This is a genomic window from Kitasatospora sp. NPDC050543 (assembly GCF_044457565.1).
In the GTDB taxonomy this organism is placed as follows: domain Bacteria; phylum Actinomycetota; class Actinomycetes; order Streptomycetales; family Streptomycetaceae; genus Kitasatospora.
In genome coordinates this window covers 153,930-175,943 of sequence record NZ_JBITGZ010000008.1, presented here as the reverse complement: position 1 = coordinate 175,943, position 22,014 = coordinate 153,930, and the positions used below count along the sequence as shown (strand labels likewise).

The 22,014-nt window shown below is 75.1% G+C and carries 15 protein-coding genes and 1 pseudogene; 9 read left to right on the top strand and 7 right to left on the bottom strand.

The genetic code is table 11. The annotated features are described in order from the left end of the window. The first annotated feature begins 653 nt into the window (after positions 1-653). From guaA to ACIBH3_RS12895, 3 genes and pseudogenes are all read left to right on the top strand, one after another. On the top strand, positions 654-2,249 hold the full coding sequence (gene guaA, locus ACIBH3_RS12905; protein WP_396311986.1) for a glutamine-hydrolyzing GMP synthase: 1,596 nt from the start codon (positions 654-656) through the stop codon (positions 2,247-2,249). A gap of 171 nt (positions 2,250-2,420) precedes the next feature. Next, a pseudogene (locus ACIBH3_RS12900) lies at positions 2,421-2,942 on the top strand (DoxX family protein); the annotation flags it as partial. A gap of 69 nt (positions 2,943-3,011) precedes the next feature. Further along, complete coding sequence (locus ACIBH3_RS12895) at positions 3,012-3,440, top strand: Rieske (2Fe-2S) protein (RefSeq protein ID WP_396312085.1); 429 nt, start codon at positions 3,012-3,014, stop codon at positions 3,438-3,440. Between the two features lie 88 nt (positions 3,441-3,528). Here ACIBH3_RS12895 and ACIBH3_RS12890 read toward each other — a convergent pair whose 3' ends face one another. Together ACIBH3_RS12890 and ACIBH3_RS12885 are read right to left on the bottom strand one after the other, a co-directional pair. Next, positions 3,529-3,852 (bottom strand): hypothetical protein, encoded by a 324-nt coding sequence (locus ACIBH3_RS12890; RefSeq protein WP_396311985.1) that lies wholly within the window; start codon positions 3,850-3,852, stop codon positions 3,529-3,531. After that, positions 3,849-5,285 carry a PspC domain-containing protein gene (locus ACIBH3_RS12885; RefSeq protein WP_396311984.1) on the bottom strand — a complete coding sequence of 479 codons (1,437 nt, stop codon included), beginning with the start codon at positions 5,283-5,285 and terminating at the stop codon, positions 3,849-3,851. Before ACIBH3_RS12885 ends, ACIBH3_RS12890 begins: the two co-directional genes overlap by 4 nt. Before the next feature lie 133 nt (positions 5,286-5,418). On the opposite strand from ACIBH3_RS12885, the gene ACIBH3_RS12880 reads away from it, so the two are divergent. Next, complete coding sequence (locus ACIBH3_RS12880; protein WP_396311983.1) at positions 5,419-6,912, top strand: PspC domain-containing protein; 1,494 nt, start codon at positions 5,419-5,421, stop codon at positions 6,910-6,912. Further along, positions 6,905-7,630 carry a LuxR C-terminal-related transcriptional regulator gene (locus ACIBH3_RS12875; RefSeq protein ID WP_396311982.1) on the top strand — a complete coding sequence of 242 codons (726 nt, stop codon included), beginning with the start codon at positions 6,905-6,907 and terminating at the stop codon, positions 7,628-7,630. The genes ACIBH3_RS12880 and ACIBH3_RS12875 overlap by 8 nt, the downstream gene beginning before the upstream one ends. 152 nt (positions 7,631-7,782) lie before the next feature. Here the strand turns inward: ACIBH3_RS12875 and ACIBH3_RS12870 are convergent, their stop codons facing one another. Continuing rightward, the gene (locus ACIBH3_RS12870) at positions 7,783-8,898 is read right to left on the bottom strand and encodes an NlpC/P60 family protein (RefSeq protein WP_396311981.1); all 1,116 of its coding nucleotides are present in this window, start codon (positions 8,896-8,898) and stop codon (positions 7,783-7,785) included. 244 nt (positions 8,899-9,142) lie between these two features. Between ACIBH3_RS12870 and pcrA the strand changes: the two genes are divergently transcribed. Further along, the gene (gene pcrA, locus ACIBH3_RS12865) at positions 9,143-11,812 is read left to right on the top strand and encodes a DNA helicase PcrA (RefSeq protein WP_396311980.1); all 2,670 of its coding nucleotides are present in this window, start codon (positions 9,143-9,145) and stop codon (positions 11,810-11,812) included. Between the two features lie 250 nt (positions 11,813-12,062). Here pcrA and ACIBH3_RS12860 read toward each other — a convergent pair whose 3' ends face one another. Both ACIBH3_RS12860 and ACIBH3_RS12855 read right to left on the bottom strand, forming a co-directional pair. Beyond that, a complete protein-coding gene (locus tag ACIBH3_RS12860; protein ID WP_396311979.1) occupies positions 12,063-12,839 on the bottom strand; it encodes a M23 family metallopeptidase in 777 nt (258 codons plus the stop codon). 101 nt (positions 12,840-12,940) lie between these two features. Next, positions 12,941-13,900: an esterase/lipase family protein gene (locus ACIBH3_RS12855; RefSeq protein ID WP_396311978.1), complete on the bottom strand. Its 960-nt coding sequence runs from the start codon at positions 13,898-13,900 to the stop codon at positions 12,941-12,943. A 181-nt stretch (positions 13,901-14,081) separates the two neighbouring features. Between ACIBH3_RS12855 and ACIBH3_RS12850 the strand changes: the two genes are divergently transcribed. Continuing rightward, positions 14,082-14,489 (top strand): cobalamin B12-binding domain-containing protein, encoded by a 408-nt coding sequence (locus tag ACIBH3_RS12850; RefSeq protein WP_396312084.1) that lies wholly within the window; start codon positions 14,082-14,084, stop codon positions 14,487-14,489. 179 nt (positions 14,490-14,668) lie between these two features. Here ACIBH3_RS12850 and ACIBH3_RS12845 read toward each other — a convergent pair whose 3' ends face one another. Both ACIBH3_RS12845 and ACIBH3_RS12840 read right to left on the bottom strand, forming a co-directional pair. Further along, positions 14,669-16,456: a DUF5691 domain-containing protein gene (locus tag ACIBH3_RS12845; protein ID WP_396311977.1), complete on the bottom strand. Its 1,788-nt coding sequence runs from the start codon at positions 16,454-16,456 to the stop codon at positions 14,669-14,671. A 202-nt stretch (positions 16,457-16,658) separates the two neighbouring features. Then, positions 16,659-17,984 carry an SWIM zinc finger family protein gene (locus tag ACIBH3_RS12840; RefSeq protein WP_396311976.1) on the bottom strand — a complete coding sequence of 442 codons (1,326 nt, stop codon included), beginning with the start codon at positions 17,982-17,984 and terminating at the stop codon, positions 16,659-16,661. A 235-nt stretch (positions 17,985-18,219) separates the two neighbouring features. On the opposite strand from ACIBH3_RS12840, the gene ACIBH3_RS12835 reads away from it, so the two are divergent. Continuing rightward, positions 18,220-19,350, top strand: coding sequence for an AAA family ATPase (locus ACIBH3_RS12835; RefSeq protein ID WP_396311975.1), 1,131 nt, complete (start codon positions 18,220-18,222; stop codon positions 19,348-19,350). A gap of 31 nt (positions 19,351-19,381) precedes the next feature. Further along, positions 19,382-21,868: a DUF5682 family protein gene (locus tag ACIBH3_RS12830; protein WP_396311974.1), complete on the top strand. Its 2,487-nt coding sequence runs from the start codon at positions 19,382-19,384 to the stop codon at positions 21,866-21,868. Positions 21,869-22,014 lie beyond the last annotated feature (146 nt).

The following is a 22,014-nucleotide window of genomic DNA, read 5'->3' as shown; positions in this document are numbered from 1 at the left end:
GCCCCGCGCGAAGCCCTTCGGCGGCCGTGGGCGGCCCGCCTGATGATCACGGTGAGTAGCTGATGCGGCCGGGTGCACGGCGACGCGCACGGCGGCGCTGGGCGGCGCGAAGTACGGCGTCAGTGCGCCGGTGGAACAGGCCGGGCGCAGCGGAACGGGCGAAATCGGGCCGGCGGACCGGCGGGCCGGACCGGGGGTGCGGCGGCCGGCTCCGGGCGTCCCCGGGCACCGACCGCCCCACCTCCTTGGTCCAGTCGCGGCCGGGGTCGCTGTCCCCTGCTGGCCGGCCGCATCACCCGCGCACGGTCCCACGGCGGGCCGCGCCCGGCTGAGCCGGGAGCGCGGCGGCGCCACGCGCGCCGGTGGACTGGGACGAGAGCTCCACGCGTGGTCCTGCAAGCCCGTACGGCACCACCCCGCAGCCGGGGCCGGGGCGTCGCACCTGGAGGGTGTGACGCGGTCGTACGGTCGCCAGGAACAACGATCCGCCGCCGGAACGGGTCACGGTGGCGAGGTGCGGCAACCGGGTGAAGGGGGCACGTCCGGGCAGCCCGGTAGACTCGGGGGCAGACACCCCCACCTGTCACCCGCCGCCGCCGCCCGCACGGGGCACGCGGCGCGACACCTCCCGTTCCGCTGCCGGAAGGCCGTCCGTGTCCTCTGCTACCCCCGACCACTCCGTACCGCCGGTCGACACCGTCCTGGTCGTCGACTTCGGTGCCCAGTACGCCCAGCTCATCGCCCGCCGGGTGCGTGAGGCACGGGTCTACAGCGAGATCGTGCCGAGCTCCATGCCGGTCGCCGAGATGCTCGCCAAGAACCCGAAGGCGATCATCCTCTCCGGCGGTCCGTCCTCGGTCTACGAGGAGGGCGCCCCGCGCCTGGACCGCGCGATCTTCGAGGCCGGTGTCCCGGTCTTCGGCATGTGCTACGGCTTCCAGCTGATGGCGATCACCCTCGGCGGCACCGTCGACAACTCCGGTGCCCGTGAGTACGGCCGTACGGGCCTGCACGTCAGCAAGAGCGGCTCGACGCTCTTCGAGGGCACCCCGGCCGAGCAGTCGGTGTGGATGTCGCACGGCGACGCCTGCTCCGCCGCGCCCGAGGGTTTCACCGTCACGGCCTCCACCGAGGTGGTGCCGGTCGCCGCGTTCGAGAACGACGAGCGCAAGCTGTACGGCGTCCAGTACCACCCCGAGGTGCTGCACTCCACGCACGGCCAGCAGATCCTGGAGCACTTCCTCTACCGCGGCGCCGGGATCTCCCCGAGCTGGACGACCACCAACGTGGTCGACGAGCAGGTGGCCCTGATCCGCGAGCAGATCGGCGACAAGCGCGCCATCTGCGGTCTCTCCGGTGGCGTGGACTCCGCGGTCGCCGCGGCCCTGGTCAACAAGGCCATCGGGGACCAGCTGACCTGCGTCTACGTCGACCACGGCCTGATGCGCAAGGGCGAGACCGAGCAGGTCGAGAAGGACTTCGTCGCCGCGACCGGCGTCCGGCTGAAGGTCGTCGACGCGCAGGAGCGCTTCCTGAACGCCCTCGCCGGGGTCAGCGACCCCGAGGAGAAGCGCAAGATCATCGGACGTGAGTTCATCCGCGTCTTCGAGCAGGCCCAGGCCGAGATCGTGGCCGAGGCCGGCGAGCACGGCGAGTCCGTCGAGTTCCTGGTCCAGGGCACCCTGTACCCGGACGTGGTGGAGTCCGGTGGCGGCACCGGCACCGCCAACATCAAGTCCCACCACAACGTCGGCGGCCTGCCGGAGGACCTCCAGTTCCAGCTGGTGGAGCCGCTGCGCAAGCTGTTCAAGGACGAGGTCCGGATGGTCGGCCAGGAGCTCGGCCTGCCGGAGGAGATCGTCCAGCGCCAGCCCTTCCCGGGCCCGGGCCTGGGCATCCGGATCGTCGGCGAGGTCACCAAGGAGCGTCTGGACCTGCTCCGTGAGGCCGACGCCATCGCCCGCGAGGAGCTGACCGCGGCCGGCCTGGACCGCGAGATCTGGCAGTGCCCGGTCGTGCTGCTCGCGGACGTGCGCAGTGTCGGCGTCCAGGGTGACGGCCGTACCTACGGCCACCCGATCGTGCTGCGTCCGGTGTCCTCCGAGGACGCCATGACCGCCGACTGGTCGCGGCTGCCGTACGACGTGCTGGCGAAGATCTCGACCCGGATCACCAACGAGGTCAAGGACGTCAACCGGGTGGTGCTGGACTGCACCAGCAAGCCGCCGGGCACCATTGAGTGGGAGTAACTCCCACCGGCGTTGAACGGCCGCGCCGTCGCCCCCGTACATGAGGGAGCGATGGCGCGGCCGTTCGCGGTGCCGGGGCTCCGAGGGGGGCCCTCCCACGGAAAGTGCTCGGGAACGGGCAGAATCGGACCGGACCTGTCAGGCTGGCGGGCCGCGAGGGAAGGTGGAGGCATGTCGGGAGCCAGCACGAACGCGGCCGGCGGGGAGCGGGCCGACGGGGTCGCACGGGCGAATCTGCGCCGTCAGCAGGCTTCGCGGTACGCGCTGTTGCCGCTGCGGCTGTTCCTCGGTGTGACCTTCGTGTACGCCGCGCTGGACAAGCTGTCCGACTCGCACTACCTGGCCGGTGCGGTCGATCCGGCCTCGTTCGTCTCCCAGACCCAGGCGGTCAAGGGCACCAGCCCGATCGGCTTCCTGCTCGGCCCGGCACTGGACAACCCCACCTTCTTCGCGCTCACCATCGCCTTCGGTGAGCTGGCGGTGGGCCTGGGCACGCTGTTCGGCCTCTGGGGGCGGATCGCCGCCACCGGCGGGGCGCTGATCAACCTCAGCCTCTGGCTGACCGTCAGCTGGAACGTCTCGCCGTACTACCTCGGCAACGACCTGGTGTACCTGATGGCCTGGATCCCGCTGGTCCTGGCCGGCACGCCGGAGCTCTCGCTGGACGGCTACCTCGCCAGGCGCGCCCGCCGGGACCGCTCCCGCGGGCTCCCAGAGGGGCAGGTCAGGCGCCGGGCGCTGGTCGACGGGGGCATCGCCGCGGTGGCGATCGGCGGCGCCGGGCTGCTCAGCGGCTCGCTGACGGCCACCTTCGGACGGGACAGGAGCACCAAGCGCCGGCAGACCGCGGCCCCGACCCAGCCGCCGCAGAGCACCGGCCCGGTCGTGTCGGTGGCCGCCTCGGCGGTCGCGGTCGGCGGTTCGGCCCAGGTGAAGGACCCGGCCACGGGTGACGCGATCTACATCGTCCAGCCGAAGGCCGGCCAGTACTGCGCGCTCTCCTCGGTCTGCACCCACTCCGGCTGCGCGGTGGACGCCCCGAAGAACGGGCAGATGTACTGCCCGTGCCACGGCTCCCGGTTCGACGCGGCCACCGGCGCCGTGATCAACGGCCCGGCCACCAAGCCGCTGCCCCGGTACGCCGTGACCAAGGACGGCGACAAGCTGAACCTCGGCGCCGTCCAGAGCTGAGGCGCCACCCCGCCGCTACCGATACCCGAACCCGGTATCGGCGTCGACGTCGCGGCCCGGTCGGGCCGCGGCGTCGACGTGTCACCGGTCACCGGCTGCCGTGGGACCAGCCGTCCGTGTCGTGCGTGGGGGCGCCGGGCGCGGCCGGTGGTGCGGGCGGGCTCGGGGGGCCGGGCGGGGTGGGTGCGTCGGCTGCGCCGGGTGCCGCGGCCGCGGGCCGTCGGCCGCGCCGGGCCATCGCCACCACCGCAGCGACCAGCACGGCGAAGCCCAGCACGGCGAGGGTGAGCGGGATGACCACCCGCCCGTTCACCGAGAAGTCGTTCAGCGAGGCCACCAGGTAGAGCGTGGCGATCACGGTGAACAGCCCGCCCGCGATCAGCGAGAACGGGTCGAGCCGGTGCTTCCTCACGACTGGACCACCTTGATGTCGCCGAGCCCGACCAGCAGCCTGAGGTCGAGCGTGCCCTTCGATGCCTGTCCGTTCAGCGGGTGCAGCTGGTACGTGTGCCTGGTGTTGTCGCTGATCCCCTCGATCCCGGTGATCTCGGTGCTGCCCAGCCCGTTCCGGGTCTGCAGCCTCACCTCGACGTTCGCCGGCACCTGGACGGTCAGCGTGCCCGCGCCGAGCCTGGCCTCGCTGGCGACGGTGGCGCCCGCCGGGTCCAGCCCGCGCAGGTCCAGCCGGGCGTTGCCGGCGCCGAGGTTGTACTCGTCCTCCACCGCGCTCGCGCTCGTCGCGGTCCAGACCCGGTCACCGAAGGCGGACTTCACCGTGGCCTGCGAGTTGCCGAGCCCGACCAGCGCGAGGGTGAGCAGCAGTGCGGGCACGACCAGCCAGCGCGCCCGGCCGGCCTTCGCCCCGACCAGCAGGGTCAGCCCGAGGCCGAGCAGGACGACGGCGAGCACGGTGGAGAGCAGCGCGGTCGAGCCGTGCCGGTCCACGGCCCACCACACGGTGGCGGCCGCGCCGGCCGAGAGCAGCAGCCCGAGCGAGCCCAGGTAGGTGCCCGCCTGGCGCTGCGCCGTGCTGCGGGCCGGCCGTGCAGCGGGCTCGTCGGCTTTGCGCAGCGGGTCGCCCTCCGGCAGGTCGCTCCGCTGCCACCAGGGCTGCGCCGGGGCGCCGGGCGGCGCGGTCGCGGGCCCGGCGTACGGGTTGCGCTCGGGGTGGCGGGGGTCCCAGAGGTAGCCGCTGGGGCCGGCGTGCGGGGTGTCCTGCGGGACGGTCCCGGCCTCACGGGCCCGGGCGTGCTGCTCGCGGACGGCCTCCCACGGCTGCTCGGGGTGGGGGCCGGTGACCGGCGGCTGGGGCTGGAGCCGGTCGTACGGGCCGCCGGGTCGGTGCCCGCTGCGCCGGCCGTCCCCGCGCAGCCGGTCCCGCAGGTGGTGGGTGCGGCGCTGCTCGGGGTCGTGGCGCACCGCGAGGAAGACCAGGCCGCCGAGCAGCAGCAGCGGGAACAACTGGTCGCCGTCGCCCATCGAGGAGAAGAACACCCCGGTGCCGATCACGGTCAGCAGCACCGCGCCGACCGACTGCCCGTCCACCCGCCCGGTGAGCACCCGCTGGAGCTCGGTGCGCCCGCCCTTGCCGTCCCCCTTGCCGGCCGGCTCCTCGGTCGGGACGATCAGCCAGGCCAGGCCGTAGAGGAAGAGGCCGAGGCCGCCGGAGAGGCAGAGCACGGCGACCACCACCCGGAAGACCACCGGGTCGATGTCCAGGTGTCGCCCGAGGCCGCCGCAGACGCCGGCCACCACGCGGTGGTGCTCGGAGCGGGTCAGCGGGGGGCGGTCCGGATCGGGTGGGGCGTCGGCCCCGGCTCCCGGGGTGAGGTGGTCGTCCGTCATGGCTCCATCCTGGTGGGTGGAGCGGCGCCGCCCAACCGGCCCGGCCCCTGTCCGCACCCTGACTTGTCCCTGAGACGGGCTAGGGGCCGCACCCTGATGCGTCGGGCCCCGCGCGCGTGGAACGATCGGTGGCGTGGCAGCACCCGGTACCGATCCCCATTCCCTCACTCCCGACCAGCCGCCGGCGGCGGGGGCCGCCCCCGTGCCCCCGGCCCAGGACCGTCCGCCGTACCGCAGGCTCTACCGCAGCCCGGACGGGCGGATGCTCGGCGGCGTGGCGCACGGGCTCGCGGTGCACCTCGGGCTGCCGGTCACCTGGGTGCGGGCGGCGTTCGTCCTGCTCTTCTTCGCCCAGGGGATCGGTGCGCTGCTGTACGCGGCGTTCTGGTTCGTGGTGCCGATCGGCATCGGCGAGCCGGCGCCGGGCAGCGGAGCGCAGTGGGCGTACATCAAGGGCGCCTTCGTCGCGGTGGGCCCGGGGCAGGCCGCGGGCGTCGCACCGCGCAAGGGCCGCCGCGGCCGGGTCGGACGGCTGCGTGACCTGCTCCAGCACACCTTCCAGGGCGAGCCGGCCGCTGCGGGCTCGGTGGCGCAGGCCGAACCGGCGGACACCGTCGGGGCCGGGGAGCGGGGCGCGGGCCGGGGCGCCGGCGGGCGGCAGGGCATCGGCCAGCTGGTCGCGCTGGTGCTGCTGGTGATCGGGCTCATGGTCCTGCTCAACGCGCTCGGCATCCAGACCGCCAAGCCGTACGCCTGGCCGCTGCTGGCGATCGGCGTCGGTGTGGCGCTGGTGTGGCGTCAGGCCGACGACTCGCGCTGGCAGCGCTGGTTCGGCCTGGAGGAGGGCGAGCGCAGGCGCGGCGCCTACACCCGGGTCGGCGCCGGCGTGCTGCTGGTCGCGGCGGGCATCATCGCCTTCCTCGCCCTGCAGGGCACCGGCTCCACCCTCGCCTCCGTGCTGGAGGCCTCGCTGGCGGTGCTGGCCGGGGTGCTGGTGCTGGTCGGCCCGTACGCGCTGCGGATGTGGCAGGACCTCGGCGCCGAGCGCACCGCCCGGATCCGGGCCCAGGAGCGGGCCGAGATCGCCGCCCACGTGCACGACTCCGTGCTGCACACCCTGACCCTGATCCAGCGGCGGGCAGAGGACCCCAAGGAGGTGCTCCGGCTGGCGCGCGCGCAGGAGCGCGAACTGCGGCTCTGGCTCTACCGCCCGGAGGCCGCCGCGGAGGCCGCGCCGGACACCATGGCCGAGCGCCTGCGCGAGGTCGTCGCCGAGGTCGAGGACCGGCACGGGGTGCCGGTGGAGCTGGTCTGTGTCGGCGACTGCCCGATGGACGAGCGGATCGCCGCGCAGATGCAGGCCGCGAGGGAGGCGATGGTCAACGCGGCCAAGTACGGTGGCGGGGGACCGGTCCAGGTCTACGCCGAGGTGGAGGGGCGGGTGGTGTCGGTGTTCGTGCGCGATCACGGCCCGGGCTTCGACCCCGAGACGGTGCCCGAGGACCGGATGGGAGTACGTGAGTCGATCATCGGCCGGATGAAGCGCAACGGCGGCACCGCCCGGGTGCGGCCCGCGCCGGACGGCGGCACCGAGGTCGAGCTGGAGATGGAGAGAGCAGATGACTGAGCCTGCGGGTGGGGCCGGTAGTGCGGATGCGACCGGGGCGGCGGCCGGGGGCGGGCCCGAGCGGGTCGCGCGAGTGGTCCTGGTCGACGACCACCGGATGTTCCGTACCGGCGTGCGGGCCGAGATCGGCCGTACCGAGGTGACGGGCATCGACGTGGTCGGTGAGGCGGACGACGTCGACTCGGCCGTGAAGGTGGTCGCCGAGGCCCGGCCGGACGTCGTGCTGCTCGACGTTCACCTGCCCGGCGGCGGCGGTGTGGAGGTGCTGCGCCGCTCGGCGCCGCTGATGGGCGACCCGCAGGGGGTGCGCTTCCTGGCGTTGTCCGTCTCGGACGCGGCCGAGGACGTGATCGGTGTGATCCGCGGTGGTGCGCGCGGCTACGTCACCAAGACCATCACCGGCACCGACCTGGTCAACGCGATCTTCCGGATCGCCGACGGCGACGCGGTCTTCTCACCCCGGCTGGCGGGCTTCGTGCTGGACGCCTTCGCCGCCACCGACACCCCGCCGGTGGACGAGGACCTCGACCGGCTCACGCAGCGCGAGCGAGAGGTGCTGCGCCTGATCGCGCGCGGGTACGCGTACAAGGAGATCGCCAAGCAGTTGTTCATCTCGGTGAAGACGGTGGAGAGCCATGTGTCGGCGGTGCTGCGCAAGCTCCAGCTGAGCAACCGTCACGAGCTGACGAGGTGGGCGACGGCCCGCCGGCTCGTCTGAGGAGTGCCGGGCCCGGCCCGGTCGGTGGAAGGGCTCTCCCCGTCGGGGGAGGGCCCTTTCGGCGTTCGGCCGGCGGGTCCCGTGGCTCCGGGCCCACCCTGCGCTCCGGTGGGTCCGGCTGTTCCGGTGGCTCCGGGGGTGGGCGCCGGTGGTCAGGCCGGGCGGACGGCGCCGGCGAAGGGCATCACGTCCACGCTCTCGTACCGCACCGGCGCGCCCGGGTGCGGCGCGTGGATCATCTGGCCGTCGCCGGTGTAGAGGCCGACGTGGCTGACGCCGGAGTAGAAGAACACCAGGTCCCCGGGGCGTAGTTCGCCGCGTGCGATGCGCGGGGCGGCGTCGATCTGGGCGTAGGTGGTGCGCGGCAGGCCGACGCCGGCGGCGGCCCAGGCGGCCTGGACGAGCCCGGAGCAGTCGTAGGAGTCCGGGCCGGTCGCGCCCCAGACGTAGGGCTTGCCGAGCTGCGCACGGGCGAAGGCGAGCGCCGCGGCGGCCCGGCCGGAGGCGGGGGCCTGCCCGGTGGGGCCGGTGGCAACGGTGGGGGTGGTGCCCGGGTCGAGCGCCGGCCGGCCGGCGCCGCGCGAGGCCCGGTCCGCGGCGGGCCGCTCCAGGGCCGCGCGCTCGTCGGCGCTCAGCTGGGCGAGCAGGGCCTGGGCCCTGGCCAGCCGGTCCTGGACGGTGGCCTTCTCGGCCGCGAGTTCCCGCTGGTGGCGGGCGAGGTCGTCCAGGCGCTGCTGGGCCTCGGCGGTCCGGGTGTCCAGGACCAGACGCTGGCTGCCGTACTGCTCCAGGGCCTGCCGCTCGATGGCGCCGGCCTGGTCGAGCATCCCGGCGCGCTGGAGGAACTGCTGCGGGTCGTCGGAGAGCGCGAGGCGCATCGCGGGGGAGAGCCCGGCGCTGCGGTACTGCTCGGCGGCCAGGTCACCGAGCCGGGCGCGGGTGGACTCCATCGCAGCGGTCTTGCGGGCCAGCTCGTCCTGGAGCGCGGTCACCTGCTGCTGAAGGGCGTCGGTCTGCTCCCTGGCGCCGTCGTAGCGCTGGGTGGCCTGCTCGGCCTGCCGGTACAGCTCGTCCACCTGTGCCCGGACCTGCTCGCTGCTCGGCCTCGGCTCGGCGTGCACCGCCGGGGCGAACACCCCGGCCGCGGCGGCCGCGCCGGCGACGGTGGCGACCGTGCGGCCGGCCCGCAGGCCGGCGAACAGCCCGGGCCGGGGTTTGCGGTGGGCCGCGGGTCTCCTGGGCGGGTTGTGCGATGCGTGCGACGCCATGGCGGCGTTCTCCTTTCGCTCCGGCCGCTCGCGCCGAGGCGGCCGGCTCAGGACCGGGACGCTAGCCCCGCCGTAGGGGCGGCCGTGGGCGGAGTTACGGCTCTGCCCGGATTTCTACGGAACTGGTGCTTCCGGTACCGGGTGGGAGCGGATCGGGGTGCGCAACGGCGCCGGAGCTGACCGAAGCGGCGGGCAAACCGTTCCGCCCGGGATTGTCGGTGCTGGGTCATAGACTCGGAGTGCCATGAGTAGCCTCTTTGACGACCTCCCGCTCCCCGGCTTCGACCTGCCCGACGCGAAGAAGTCCGCGGCGTCCCGGTCGAAGCAGCCCGCCGCCGCGTCCGCCTCCGCGCCGGTGGCCGCGCCCGCCGCTCCGCCCATCGACGAGGAGCCTCCGCCGTACGAGGAGGACGTCCCGTACGACGCGTACGAGGAGGCCATCCCGGCGGACCTGTTCCAGACCGACTACGCCGCCGCCACCGAGCGCGACGCCTGGCACCGCAACGGCGCCGCCCGGACGGTGGTCGACCCGGCGCAGCTGCTGGAGGGCATGAACGACCCGCAGCGCGAGGCGGTGCTGCACGCCGGCGCGCCGCTGCTGATCGTGGCCGGCGCCGGCTCGGGCAAGACCCGGGTGCTGACGCACCGGATCGCCTACCTGCTGGGCGCGCGCGCGGTGCAGCCCGGCGAGATCCTGGCGATCACCTTCACCAACAAGGCCGCCGGGGAGATGCGCGAGCGCGTCGAGCAGCTGGTCGGCCCGCGGGCCCGGGCGATGTGGGTGTCCACCTTCCACAGCGCGTGCGTGCGCATCCTGCGCCGGGAGAGCAAGCTGCTGGGCTTCACCTCCAGCTTCTCGATCTACGACTCGGCGGACTCGCAGCGGCTGATGGCCCTGGTCTGCCGAGATCTGGACCTCGACCCGAAGCAGTTCCCGCCGAAGTCCTTCACCGCGAAGATCTCCAACCTCAAGAACGAGCTGATCGACGAGGAGACGTACGCCGACCAGGCGGCGAACCCGATGGAGAAGAAGCTCGCCGAGGCGTACTTCCTCTACCAGCGGCGCCTGCGCGAGGCCAACGCGCTGGACTTCGACGACATCATCATGACGACGGTGAACCTGCTCCAGGCCTTCCCCGACGTCGCCGAGCACTACCGCAGGCGCTTCCGGCACATCCTGGTCGACGAGTACCAGGACACCAACCACGCCCAGTACATGCTGGTGCGCGAGCTGAGCGGCGGCACCGCGGCCGGCGCGGCCAAGCGCACCGTGGACGGAGACTTCGTCAACCCGGCGGCGGCCGCGCTGGCCCAGGTGCCGCCCGCCGAGCTCTGCGTGGTGGGTGACGCGGACCAGTCGATCTACGCCTTCCGCGGCGCGACGATCCGCAACATCCTCCAGTTCGAGGAGGACTACCCGAACGCCACCACCATCCTGCTGGAGCAGAACTACCGCTCCACCCAGACCATCCTCAGCGCCGCCAACGCCGTCATCGAGCGCAACACCAGCCGCCGCGAGAAGAAGCTCTGGACGGCCGGCGAGCACGGCGAGAAGGTCATCGGCTACGTCGCGGACGACGAGCACGGCGAGGCGCAGTTCGTCGCCGACGAGATCGACCGGCTGACGGACACCGGGAGCGCCCGCCCCGGCGACGTGGCGATCTTCTACCGGACGAACGCCCAGTCGCGAGTGTTCGAGGAGGTGTTCATCCGGGTCGGCCTGCCGTACAAGGTGGTCGGCGGGGTGCGCTTCTACGAGCGCAAGGAGGTCCGGGACGTCCTGGCCTACCTGCGGGTGCTCTCCAACCCCGAGGACACCGTGCCGCTGCGCCGGATCCTCAACGTCCCCAAGCGCGGCATCGGTGACCGCGCCGAGGCGATGATCGAGGCCCTGGCCGCCCGCGAGCGGATCTCCTTCGCCCAGGCGCTGCTGCGCGTCGACGAGGCGTACGGCATGGCCGCGCGCTCGGCCAACGCGGTGCGCAAGTTCAACGAGCTGCTGGCCGGGCTGCGCCAGGTGGTGGAGTCCGGTGCCGGCCCGGCCGCCGTCCTGGAGGCCGTGCTGGAGGAGACGGGGTACCTGGCCGAGTTGCAGTCCTCCACCGACCCGCAGGACGAGACCCGGGTGGAGAACCTCCAGGAGCTGGCCTCCGTCGCCCTGGAGTACGAGCAGGACCCGGGCGAGCGTCCCGACGCGGGCGAGGACGGCGCGCCGCCGGTCGGCTCACTGGCCGACTTCCTGGAGCGGGTCGCGCTGGTCGCCGACTCCGACCAGATCCCGGACGACGAGGACGGCGCGGGCGTCATCACGATGATGACCCTGCACACCGCCAAGGGCCTGGAGTTCCCGGTGGTCTTCCTCACCGGCATGGAGGACGGCATCTTCCCGCACATGCGGGCGCTCAACCAGGTCAAGGAGCTGGAGGAGGAACGCCGGCTGGCCTACGTCGGCCTGACACGGGCCAGGCAGCGGCTCTACCTGACGCGCTCGGTGCTGCGCAGCGCCTGGGGGCAGCCCTCGTACAACCCGGCCTCGCGATTCCTGGAGGAGATCCCGGAGACGCTGGTGGAGTGGAAGCGCACGGGTGCGGCGGCGCTGCCGGCCTCGCGCGGGTACTCGGGCGGGGGTCTGTCGGGGTCCCGCGGGGGCCTGTCCGGCGGTGGGTCCCGCGGGTCGGCGCGCGGTGCTGCGGCCGCCTCGCCCAAGGCGGGCTGGGGCCAGTCGGCGCGCAAGGTCACCGAGCGGGAGGTGGTCGGGCTGGCGGTCGGGGACAGGGTCACCCACGACACCTTCGGCCTCGGGACGGTGGTGGCGACCAGTGGCGTCGGTGACAAGGCGCAGGCGACGGTCGACTTCGGCTCGACGGGGCGCAAGCAGCTGCTGCTGCGGTACGCGCCGGTGGAGAAGCTCTGAGCTGAGCGCCCGGGCCGCCTCGGCCCGGCGCGACTCGCCCGCCCGCCCGCCCGCGCTGTGCCGGTGCGGGTGGGCCGGGTGGGCCGGACGGGCTCAGGCTGCGTCAGGCGCTGCGGGTCCCGGCGTGCGGTCGGTCCGGGGCAGTGTGCGGTCCGTTCCCGGGGCGGCTCCCAGGGCGGCTGCTCAGCGTGGATTCTCAGCGTGGATTCTCAGCGTGGGCGCGCTCCGGGTGGGCGTTCGGGGCGGGTTCTCAGCGCGGGTCGAGGCCCTGGCCGAGCAGCCAGGCCAGCGGGTCGACGGGGGCGCCGCCGTCCGGCCGGATCTCGAAGTGCAGGTGCGCGCCGGTGCTGTTGCCGCTGGTGCCGGAGTAGGCGATCACGTCCCCGGCCTTCACCGGGCCCTTGCGGATCTTGTACGAGCGCAGATGGCAGTACCAGGACTCCACGCCGTCCGGCGACTTCACAATCGCCATGTAGCCGTACGCCGAGTTCCACTGCGTGCGCACGGTGCCGTCCGTGGCGGCCAGCACCGGGGTCCCGCCCTGGACGGGGAAGTCGATGCCGGTGTGCCGGGCCGTCCAGTGGGTGCCGGCCTGCCCGAAGGTCGCGCTGAGCCCGTGTGCCGCGACCGGCAGCGACACCTTGGGCCGCTCCACCGGCTTGGGCGCCTCGGTGGGCTCGGTGGGCTCCTCCGCCGACAGGGCGGGCCTGGTCTCGCCGCGGGCGGCGCGTCCGGCCTCGTCACCCGCCGAGGGTACGGGCAGCTCGGCCGGCACCGTGACGGGGGCAGCCGCGGTGGCGGCCTCGGTGACCGGCGCGGGATCGGCGACCGTCTGGCGGCCGGAGTCACCGTGCACCGTGGTGGCCGCCGCGCCGGCGACCCCGAGCGCGGCCACCGAGGGCAGCGCCACACTCAGCAGGGCGGAGCGGGTGGCTGCCTTCGCGGCGTCACGGCGCTGGGCGCGCGACTGCGCGCGGGCGGCGTTGCGCATCTCCGCGCGGGTGGGCCGGGCGCCTGCGGATGCCATCGGGGGTGCCTCCACGGAGAATCCTTGGGGGTTCCTCGAGTCAGAGGAGAAACAGGCGAGACTGTAGCCGTTCTGGCGGAGTCCGGACAAAAGTCCGGATGTCAAGAGGCCTGACGGTCATTCAGTGGATTGATCTTCCTGAGGCCGGGAGCGGGGCGGCGGCCCCCGCCCGGGCCCGGGCGGGGCGCGGGGATGTCGGCGGTGTCGGGCCCCGGCCGGGTGGTGGCCACGGCTCGGCCGGTCCCGTCGGCCGCGGTGGCTTCGTCGGCATCGGTGGCCGCGTCGGCGTCGGCGGCATCGCGGCGGGCGAGGATCCGGCGTACCGCGGCCAGGACCCGGGCGTCCGCGGGCAGTGCGACATGTCCGACGCCGGGCACCGCGATGTTCTCCGCCGACAGGTCCGGGTGGTGCAGGAGGGCGTTGCGGCCGGGCAGCACGATCTCGTCCAGTTCGCCCCAGAACGCGGTGAAGTGCGTGCCGCAGTGCGGGGCGGGCAGCCGCAGCTCGTCGAGCAGTTCGCTGCCCGGCCGCAGCTGCCGGGTGATCGGGAAGGGGTTGGGCAGCCGGGCGGCATGCGTCCCCTCGTGCGGGGTCGCCAGGGTGATCACCGTATGGACGTGCTCGTCCCCGCCGAGGCGCTGGACGTAGTAGCGGCTGATCAGCCCGCCCAGGCTGTGCCCGACCAGGGCGATCCGTGCGCCGTGGTGGGTGTGCCGGGCCCGCTCGACGTGCCGGGCCAGCAGGACGGCGGCGGCGCGGATGTCGCCGGTGAGCGGGGAGTGGTTGAGGGCGTGCGGGTGCGTCCAGCCGTCCCGGTGCAGGGCGCGCAGCAGCGGGCGGAAGACCGCCCGGTTGTCGATGAACCCGTGCAGGAGCAGCACCGGCCCGTGGTGCGGTGGCGCGCCGGCGGGCGTGGGGTGCGCCGGGCAGGCGCGACCGGGTGGCGGGAGGTGCTCCCGGTGGATTCCGGTGGGGTAGCGGACCACGTGTCCGGCGAAGGCGGCGGCCTCGGTGCCCGCGCCCCGAACGGCGTCGGCGGCCCGCTGGAACGGAATGGTCATATGGCTCCCCGGGATCGTGGCGGGGACGCGGTGTTGTGATTTTCCCCTCGTCTGTACAGGCGAAACGGCCAACCGGGCCGGGTGGCGCTAACCTCCCCTCAGGTTCGTTATTGCTGGTTAACCCTGCCCACACCCGATGACGTCCGGTGGGGTGGTGGACGACGAGGTCCAGGAGGCAGTGATGGGTGTGTCAGGGCCGATCCGTGTGGTGGTCGCCAAGCCGGGGCTCGACGGCCATGACCGCGGCGCGAAGGTGATCGCGCGCGCCCTGCGCGACGCCGGTATGGAGGTCATCTACACCGGCCTGCACCAGACGCCGGAGCAGGTGGTGGACACCGCGATCCAGGAGGACGCGGACGGCATCGGCCTGTCGATCCTGTCCGGGGCCCACATGACGCTCTGCGCCCGGGTGCTGGAGCTGCTGAGGGAGCGGGACGCCGAGGACATCAAGGTCTTCTGCGGCGGGATCATCCCGGAGGACGACATCGCCGAGCTGAAGGCGCTCGGCGTCGCGGACATCTTCACCCCGGGCACGCCGACCCGGGACGTCGTCGCCTGGGTCGAGGCGAACCTCCGCGTCGCCAGCTGAGGCCGGCGGGCGGGCCCGCAGCGCCCCCGGCGCCACAGGACCGCCGCATCGCCCCGGGCCCGCCGCATCGCCCCGGGCCCGCCACATCGCCCCGGGCCCGTTCGGGCCGGCGCCGCGCCCTTCCGAGTCGCCGCCCGGCCCGTCCGGGGTCGGCCGGCGCCGGCCTGCCCGGAGCCGGGTCAGGCCTCCAGCTCGTCGAGCATCGCGGCGCGGAAGCGGAGCGTCCCGGCGAGCCGGGCGAAGGTCTCCGCCCATGCGGTGTCCGGCGCCGCGTCGGCGGCCAGCGCCTCGACGGCCGGGGCGGTCTCCGGGGCCAGCGCCCGCTCCGTCATACCGAGCACCCCGCTGTGGCTCCACGGGTACGCGCCGGAGGCGGCGGCCCGCTCCAGCGCGGCCACCACGGCGGTGGAGAGCGGCGGCGTCCACGGGGTGGCGCAGGCACCCAGCAGCTGGAAGGCCTCGCCGAGGCCGTGGGCCTGGATGAAGGCCGCCGTCCAGGCCGCCCGTTCGGCGGGCGGCAGGACGGAGAGCAGCTTGGCGGGCGCGCCGGCGGTGCGGGCCTTGCCACCGCGTCCGGGCCGGGGCGCCGGGCCGAGCAGTGCCCGGGCCCAGTCGGCGTCGTGCTGGCGTACGGCGGCGCGGGCCCAGGCCTCCCGCAGATCGTCGGCCCAGCTGGTGTCGCCGCCCCCGACGGGGAGCCTGAGCAGTTGATCCGGGGTCAGCCCGGTGTCGTCCGTCCAGGCGGCCAGCGGCGTGGCGGCGACGATCTCGCCGAACCACCAGGCCCGTTCGCCCCGGCCGGTCGGTGACTTGGGGGGTATGCCGTCGCGCTGCATCCCGGCGTCGCACTCGGCCGGTGGCGTGACCAGCAGCCGACGGCCGTCCTCGGATCGGCGCACGGCGTTGCGGGCGCGCTCGGCCATCCGGGTGGCGAGCGCGGACCCGGGCAGGGTGGAGAGCAGCTCGGCGGCCGTCGACCGCACGTTCTTGCTGCGGTCTCCCAGGGCGGCTTCCAGGAAGGGTTCGTCCGCCGGGGAGAGGCCCTCCTGGAGGGCGTCCAGGAAGAGCAGGCGGTCCTCGGCGCGCTCGGTCGCCCAGGTGGACTCCAGCAGGGCGAGTCCGGCGGCCGGGTCCCGGCGGCGCAGCAGGGTGAGGTGGGTGACGCGCTCGGCGAACAGGCCCTCGTGCCAGATCTGATCGCCGGAGGGCGGCGGGCCGCCGGCCGAGGGCCGGTCACCGGCGGAGGGCCGGTCACCGGCGGAGGGCCGGTCACCGGCGGAGGTCCGGTCACCCGTGGGGGGACGGACGTCGTCCGGGCTGCCGGCCCCGTTGCCGGCGGCGGGCTCCTCGGGCGTGGCCGTGCGCAGGACGAACCGCCAGTCCTGGTTCTGCCCGGCCAGCCAGCGGCCGAGCGGCCCGGTCAGCGCGACCACGTCGCCGCGCAGCTCGCTGCGGGCCCGGGCGCTGTCCAGCAGCGCGGGCACCAGGGCGGCGGGCGGGCGGTAGCCGCGGGCCCGCGCGGTGGCGAGCCATTGCGGGAGCAGCTCGGTCAGGTTGGCCAGGGTGCCGTTGCCGGCCGCCCCCGCGCCGCCGGCCCGCCCGCCGACCAGGACGGCGAGCCGGCGGGCGGCGGCCGCGGGCAGTTCGGGGCGCGGGTCGTCCGGCGCGGCCGGGCCGGGCGGCGGGGCCTCGGCGGCCCTGGCTCCGGCGCGGCGGCGGACCGCCGTCAGGGCGGCCAGCTCCAGCAGTGCGCCGGCCGGGTCGCTGCGGTCGACGGCCGCGGCGGCGGCCGCCAGTGCGGGTGGGCCGCCGGGCTCGGGGAGCGGCCGGCGGTCGGTGCCCAGCAGCGCGATGGTGCTGAGCTCCTCCCACGGGTCGCCAGGGGCGGCCGCGGTCGTTCCGCCCACTCCGCCGGGCCCGGTGGTCCGACCGGTGTGGTCGGTGTGGTCGGTCTGGCTGGTCGTCACGTCTGCTCTCCTCTGCTGAGGCCTCCGGGGCTGCGACCCCCACTTCGCCGGCGCCCGGCGCCTCGGTCTGCGGTACCGGCCTCTGCGCCAGGCGGCTTTGCGGGGCCGCTCGCTGCCGGGCCCGGCGCTGGGCTGCTCGCTGCTGTGGGCGGTGCCGCTCCGCGGCTCGGTTCGGCCGGGCGCCGGGCAGGGCCCGCGCCGCTCACTGCGCGAGTCCCGCCGGGCGGCCCTCGGCGTCCCAGGCGGTGACGGGGGCGAAGCCGCGGTGGCCGCACTCGCCGAAGACGGTGACCGGCCGGCCGGCGGAGACGGCGGCGAGCCGCCACAGGGCGGCCTCGGGGACGCTGCCGCTGCGGACGGGCACCGCGTGCCGGCCGTCCGTCAGCTGCCAGCCCTCGGGCCCGAGGACGGGGACGACCTCGCTCAGCACGGTGGGCCAGGACTCCAGCCACGGGTCGTCGGCGACCGCGGCGCCGTACTCGGCCATCGCCTGTGCCGGATCGAGCCCGGCGGGGGGCGCCTGCGGGCCGGGGGCGGGTGCGCCGTGCCGGGCGCCGAGGACGGCGCGCAGCGGGCGGGCGCCCGGGTGGTACGCGAGTTCGGCCTCCAGGATGTGGCCGGTGGGCAGCGCGAGGTCGGGGGCCTGGCCGGGGCGGCCGAAGGCGAGCAGCAGCGCCGGGCGGCCGGTCTTGGCACCGCGCAGCCAGAGCCGGCGGGTGGTGAGCCGCTCGTCGGCGGTGTCCCGGGTGCCGAGCACCTGCCAGCGGTCGCGGACCGTCGGACCGGCGAGCAGGTCGGCGGCCTCGGTGGTGAAGCCGACCCGGGACCGGACGGTGGCGGCGAGACCGTCGGGCAGGTCCCCGACCCGGCCGTAGGCGGTGGCGAGCAGGTGCAGCATGGCGTACTCCTCCAGGAGCTGGTCCTGTGATGCGGTGGCGAGCTCGCGGACGCGGGTGGCCAGACCCGGGGCCTGGGCGTCGACCATCCGGGCGGCGACCTCCTCCCACCGGTCGGCGCCGCCCGCCGGGTCGGCGAGGCCGTGCCGGATCCGGTCGGCCAGGCGCAGCCGCAGCTCGGACGCGCCGGCGGCGACCCGGGCGGAGCGGCGCTCGGCCCGGCGGTGCGCGGCGGCCGGGTCCGCGGCGGCGGCCTCGGCCCTGGCCGCGCGGCGTTCGACGGCCTGCTCCGCGCGCTGGCTGCGCTCCTTCAGCCAGTCGCCGGCCCAGTCGGCGGGCTCGGCGCCGTCCGGTACGGCCTCGGGGCTGCCGCTCCAGAGCAGGAGCAGTCCGAGCGCGTGCTTGCACGGGAACTTCCGGCTCGGGCAGCTGCACTTGTAGGCCGGCGTGGCCAGCTCGACGACCGTCCGGTACGGCGTGCTGCCGCTGCCCTTGCACTGGCCCCAGAGCGCGCCCTCGCCCGCGCCGGTCTGCGACCAGGGTGCGGGTGAGGACAGCTTGCCCGCCGCCTTGAGCGACGCGGCGTCAGGTGCGAGGGAAAGGACGTGTTCGGTGCTCCAGCGTTCCTCCATGCCCAGGACGTTAGGGCGAGGTACTGACAACCGGGCCGGGCGAACTGATCACCGGTCAGCGTGCGGGTGCCCGGCCGGCGGCCGTTGTCAGTGGCTCGGTGCATGGTTGTTCTCGCAGGCCGGAACAGTTGTACGAACCGGTCCGCCGACATCTGCGCCGATGCTCCCACCGATCACCCCGCCGCCCGCGACCCCTGACACAGGTGTGTCCGGCGGCAGACCAGAAGGAGCCCCTATGACGACCACGACGGCTACGACGGCTACGACGACCGCGACGAGCACCGCCACCGAGGTCCTGCGTGAGCACGCTGAGGACGCCTTCGCCGCCGAACTCGCCGCGCTCGCCGCCCAGGACGACCGCCCGCGCCCCGAGCGCTGGAGGCTCTCGCCGTGGGCCGTGGCGACGTACCTGCTGGGTGGCGAGTTGCCCGACGGCACCGTGATCACGCCCAAGTACGTCGGCCCGCGCCGGATCGTCGAGGTCGCCGTCACCACGCTCGCCACCGACCGCGCCCTGCTGCTGCTCGGCGTGCCCGGCACGGCCAAGACCTGGGTGTCCGAGCACCTCGCCGCGGCCATCAGCGGCGACTCCACGCTGCTCGTCCAGGGCACCGCCGGCACCCCGGAGGAGGCCGTCCGGTACGGCTGGAACTACGCCCAGCTGCTCGCCCACGGCCCCAGCAGGGACGCGCTCGTCCCCTCGCCGGTGATGCGGGCGATGGCCGACGGCAAGATCGCCCGGGTCGAGGAGCTGACCCGCATCCCGGCCGACGTCCAGGACAGTCTGATCACCATCCTGTCGGAGAAGACGCTGCCCGTCCCCGAGCTGGGCGGCGAGACCCAGGCCGTGCGCGGATTCAACCTGATCGCCACCGCCAACGACCGCGACCGGGGCGTCAACGAGCTCTCCAGCGCGCTGCGCCGCCGCTTCAACACCGTCGTCCTGCCGCTGCCCGCCACGCTGGACGAGGAGGTCGACATCGTCACCCGCCGGGTCGGGCAGCTGGGCCGCTCGCTCGACCTGCCCGAACTGCCCGGCGGGGCGGAGGAGATCCGCCGGGTGGTCACCGTCTTCCGCGAGCTGCGGGACGGCATCACCACCGACGGCCGGACGAAGGTCAAGACACCCAGCGGCACCCTCTCGACGGCCGAGGCGATCTCCGTGGTCACCAACGGCCTCGCCCTCGCCACCCACTTCGGGGACGGCGTGCTGCGAGCCGGCGACGTGACGACCGGCATCCTCGGCGCAGTCCTGCGCGACCCGGTCGCCGACCAGGTGGTCTGGCGCGAGTACGTCGAGGGGGTGGTCCGCGAGCGGGACGGCTGGAAGGACTTCTACCGCGCCGCCCGCGAGAACACCCGCTGAGCCGCACCGACTTCGAGAAGGGGAGGGCGCGATGAGCGCAGACGCAGAGGTGACGCTGCTCGGCGTACGCCACCACGGCCCGGGCTCGGCCCGCGCGGTGGCCGCCGCGCTGGAGCGGCTGCGACCGGACGTGGTGCTGATCGAGGGGCCGCCGGAGGCCGATCCGATCGTCGAGCTGGCGGCGGACAAGGAGATGGTGCCGCCGGTCGCCCTGCTCGCCCACGCGGTGGACGACCCGGGCCGGGCCGCGTTCTGGCCCTTCGCGGTCTTCTCACCGGAATGGGTGGCGATCCGGTACGGGGTGGAGCGTGAGCTCCCCGTCCGCTTCATCGACCTCCCGGCGGCGTACGGCTTCGCCCGGGAGGAGGGCGACCCGTCCGGGGAAGTGCCGGGGGGCACTTCCCCGGACGGGGAGCCCACCCTGCTCGCGCTCGCCGCCCGGGATCCGATCGGGGCCCTGGCCCAGGCCGCCGGGCACGACGACGCCGAGCGCTGGTGGGAGGACGTGGTCGAACACCGCTCGCCCGGCGCCGACGCGCTGGCGCCCTTCGCCGCCGTGGCCGAGGCCATGACGGCCCTGCGGGAGCAGGCCGGCCCCGCCGGGGACGGCACCGAAAGCGGCGGCACCGCCCGCCGGGACGATCTGCGCGAGGCGTACATGCGCCAGCAGATCCGCGCCGCCCGCCGGGCCGGACACCAGCGGATCGCGGTCGTCTGCGGCGCCTGGCACGTCCCCGCGCTGGAGCGGATGCCGACGGTCGCCCACGACCGCGCGCTGCTCGCCACCCTCCCCAGGAAGGTGAGGACGGAGATCACCTGGGTGCCGTGGACGCACCGCAGGCTCTCCCAGCACACCGGCTACGGCGCCGGCATCCTCTCGCCCGGCTGGTACCACCACCTCTTCACCAGCGGCGAGGCGCAGGCTGGCGGAGGCCAGGAGCCCGGCACCCGGCACGACGCCGACGGTCACACCGGTGGTCACACCGACGGCCGCCAGGAGCCAGGCACCGCGGCGGTCGTGCGCTGGGTGACCATGGCCGCCGAGCTGCTCCGCGCCGAGGATCACCCGGTCTCCTCCGCGCACGTGATCGAGGCAGTCCGGCTGGCCGGCACGCTCGCCGTGATGCGCGGCCGGCCGCTGGCCGGCCTGACCGAGACACTCGACGCCATCAGGTCCGTCATGTGCGACGGCTCCGACGTCCCGCTCGCCCTGGTCCACGACCGGCTGGTGATCGGCGACGCGCTCGGCGAAGTCCCGGACGCCGCGCCCGCCGTACCGCTCCAGCGGGACCTCACCCGGCTCCAGCGCACCCTGCGCCTCAAGCCGGACGCCCAGCCCCGCGACCTCGACCTGGACCTGCGCAAGGAGAACGACGCCGCCCGCTCCCGGCTGCTGCACCGGCTGCGGCTGCTGGGCATCGGCTGGGGCACCCCGAGCCGCTCCACCGTCAACTCCACCGGCACCTTCCGCGAGAGCTGGCGGCTCTGCTGGGAGCCGGAGTTCGCGGTCCGGGTCGCCGAGGCCGCCCAGTGGGGCACCACCGTCGAGGGCGCGGCCACCGGCAAGGCCGTGCAGAACGCCGCGGACGCCGGCGAACTCGCCGCGCTCACCGGACTGGTGGAGCAGTGTCTGCTCGCCGGGCTCTCGGCCGCGCTGCCCGCCGTGATGCGGGGGCTCGCGGACCGCGCCGCCCTGGACACCGACGTGGCCCATCTGGCCGGCGCCCTGCCCGCCCTGGTCCGCGCCCTGCGCTACGGCGACGTCCGCGGTACCGACGGCGGCGCACTGGACGCGGTCGCCCGTGGCCTGGCCGAGCGGATCTGCGTCGGCCTGCCGCCCGCCTGCACCGGCCTGGACGCCGAGGGCGCCGCCGCCATGCGCGGTCACCTCGACGAGGTGCACGCCGCGATCGGGCTGCTCGCCCCCGAGGAGGGCGCCGGCACGCTCGCGGACCGCTGGGCGGCCGCCCTGCGGTCCCTGGCCCGGCGCGAGCCCGCCGCCGGCCCGGCGACCGGCGTGCCCGGCCTGCTGCGCGGCCGGGCCGTGCGGCTGCTGCTGGACGACGGCCGGCTGGACTCGGCGGAGGCCGGGCGGCGGATGGGCCTGGTGCTGTCGGCGGCCAACGCGCCGGCCGACGCGGCCGGCTGGGTCGAGGGCTTCCTGTCCGGCGGCGGAGCCCTGCTGCTCCACGACGCCCGGCTGCTGGAGCTGCTGGACGGTTGGCTCACCGCCGTCCCGGGGGAGTCCTTCACCGACGTACTGCCGCTGCTGCGGCGGACGTTCTCGGGCCTGGAGGCGGGGGTGCGCCGGACGGTCGGCGAACGCGTCGCCGCGGGGCCGCTCGGCGGTGCGTCCGCACCCGTGGCCGGCCCGGGGCCGGACCTCGACCAGAGCCGCGCGGACGCCGCCCTGCCCACCCTCGCGCTCCTGCTGGGCCTCTCGGCCCCGGCGCCAGGCCCGGCCACGGTCCCGGCGGGCCTGCGGATCCCCCGCCAGCCCGACCGTCGCGGCGCCTGACCCGGAGCGGGAAGTCGGCCGGTCCGACTTCCCACTCCGGCCGGGCGCCTCTGCCACCACCGCCCCGCCTGCCGGGCCTCGCCCAACCGGGCCCGCCACCATCCCGCCGTCCCGCCGCCGTCGGGCGGCCCCGCCCCGCGCCGGGC

Coding starts and splice junctions, on each gene's coding strand:
- ACIBH3_RS12885 (WP_396311984.1), bottom strand. CDS start 5,285: ATGACGGACGACCACCTCACCCCGGGAGCCGGGGCCGACGCCCCACCC.
- ACIBH3_RS12870 (WP_396311981.1), bottom strand. CDS start 8,898: ATGGCGTCGCACGCATCGCACAACCCGCCCAGGAGACCCGCGGCCCAC.
- ACIBH3_RS12835 (WP_396311975.1), top strand. CDS start 18,220: ATGACGACCACGACGGCTACGACGGCTACGACGACCGCGACGAGCACC.
- ACIBH3_RS12850 (WP_396312084.1), top strand. CDS start 14,082: ATGGGTGTGTCAGGGCCGATCCGTGTGGTGGTCGCCAAGCCGGGGCTC.
- ACIBH3_RS12855 (WP_396311978.1), bottom strand. CDS start 13,900: ATGACCATTCCGTTCCAGCGGGCCGCCGACGCCGTTCGGGGCGCGGGC.
- pcrA (WP_396311980.1), top strand. CDS start 9,143: ATGAGTAGCCTCTTTGACGACCTCCCGCTCCCCGGCTTCGACCTGCCC.
- ACIBH3_RS12860 (WP_396311979.1), bottom strand. CDS start 12,839: ATGGCATCCGCAGGCGCCCGGCCCACCCGCGCGGAGATGCGCAACGCC.
- ACIBH3_RS12830 (WP_396311974.1), top strand. CDS start 19,382: ATGAGCGCAGACGCAGAGGTGACGCTGCTCGGCGTACGCCACCACGGC.
- ACIBH3_RS12840 (WP_396311976.1), bottom strand. CDS start 17,984: ATGGAGGAACGCTGGAGCACCGAACACGTCCTTTCCCTCGCACCTGAC.
- ACIBH3_RS12875 (WP_396311982.1), top strand. CDS start 6,905: ATGACTGAGCCTGCGGGTGGGGCCGGTAGTGCGGATGCGACCGGGGCG.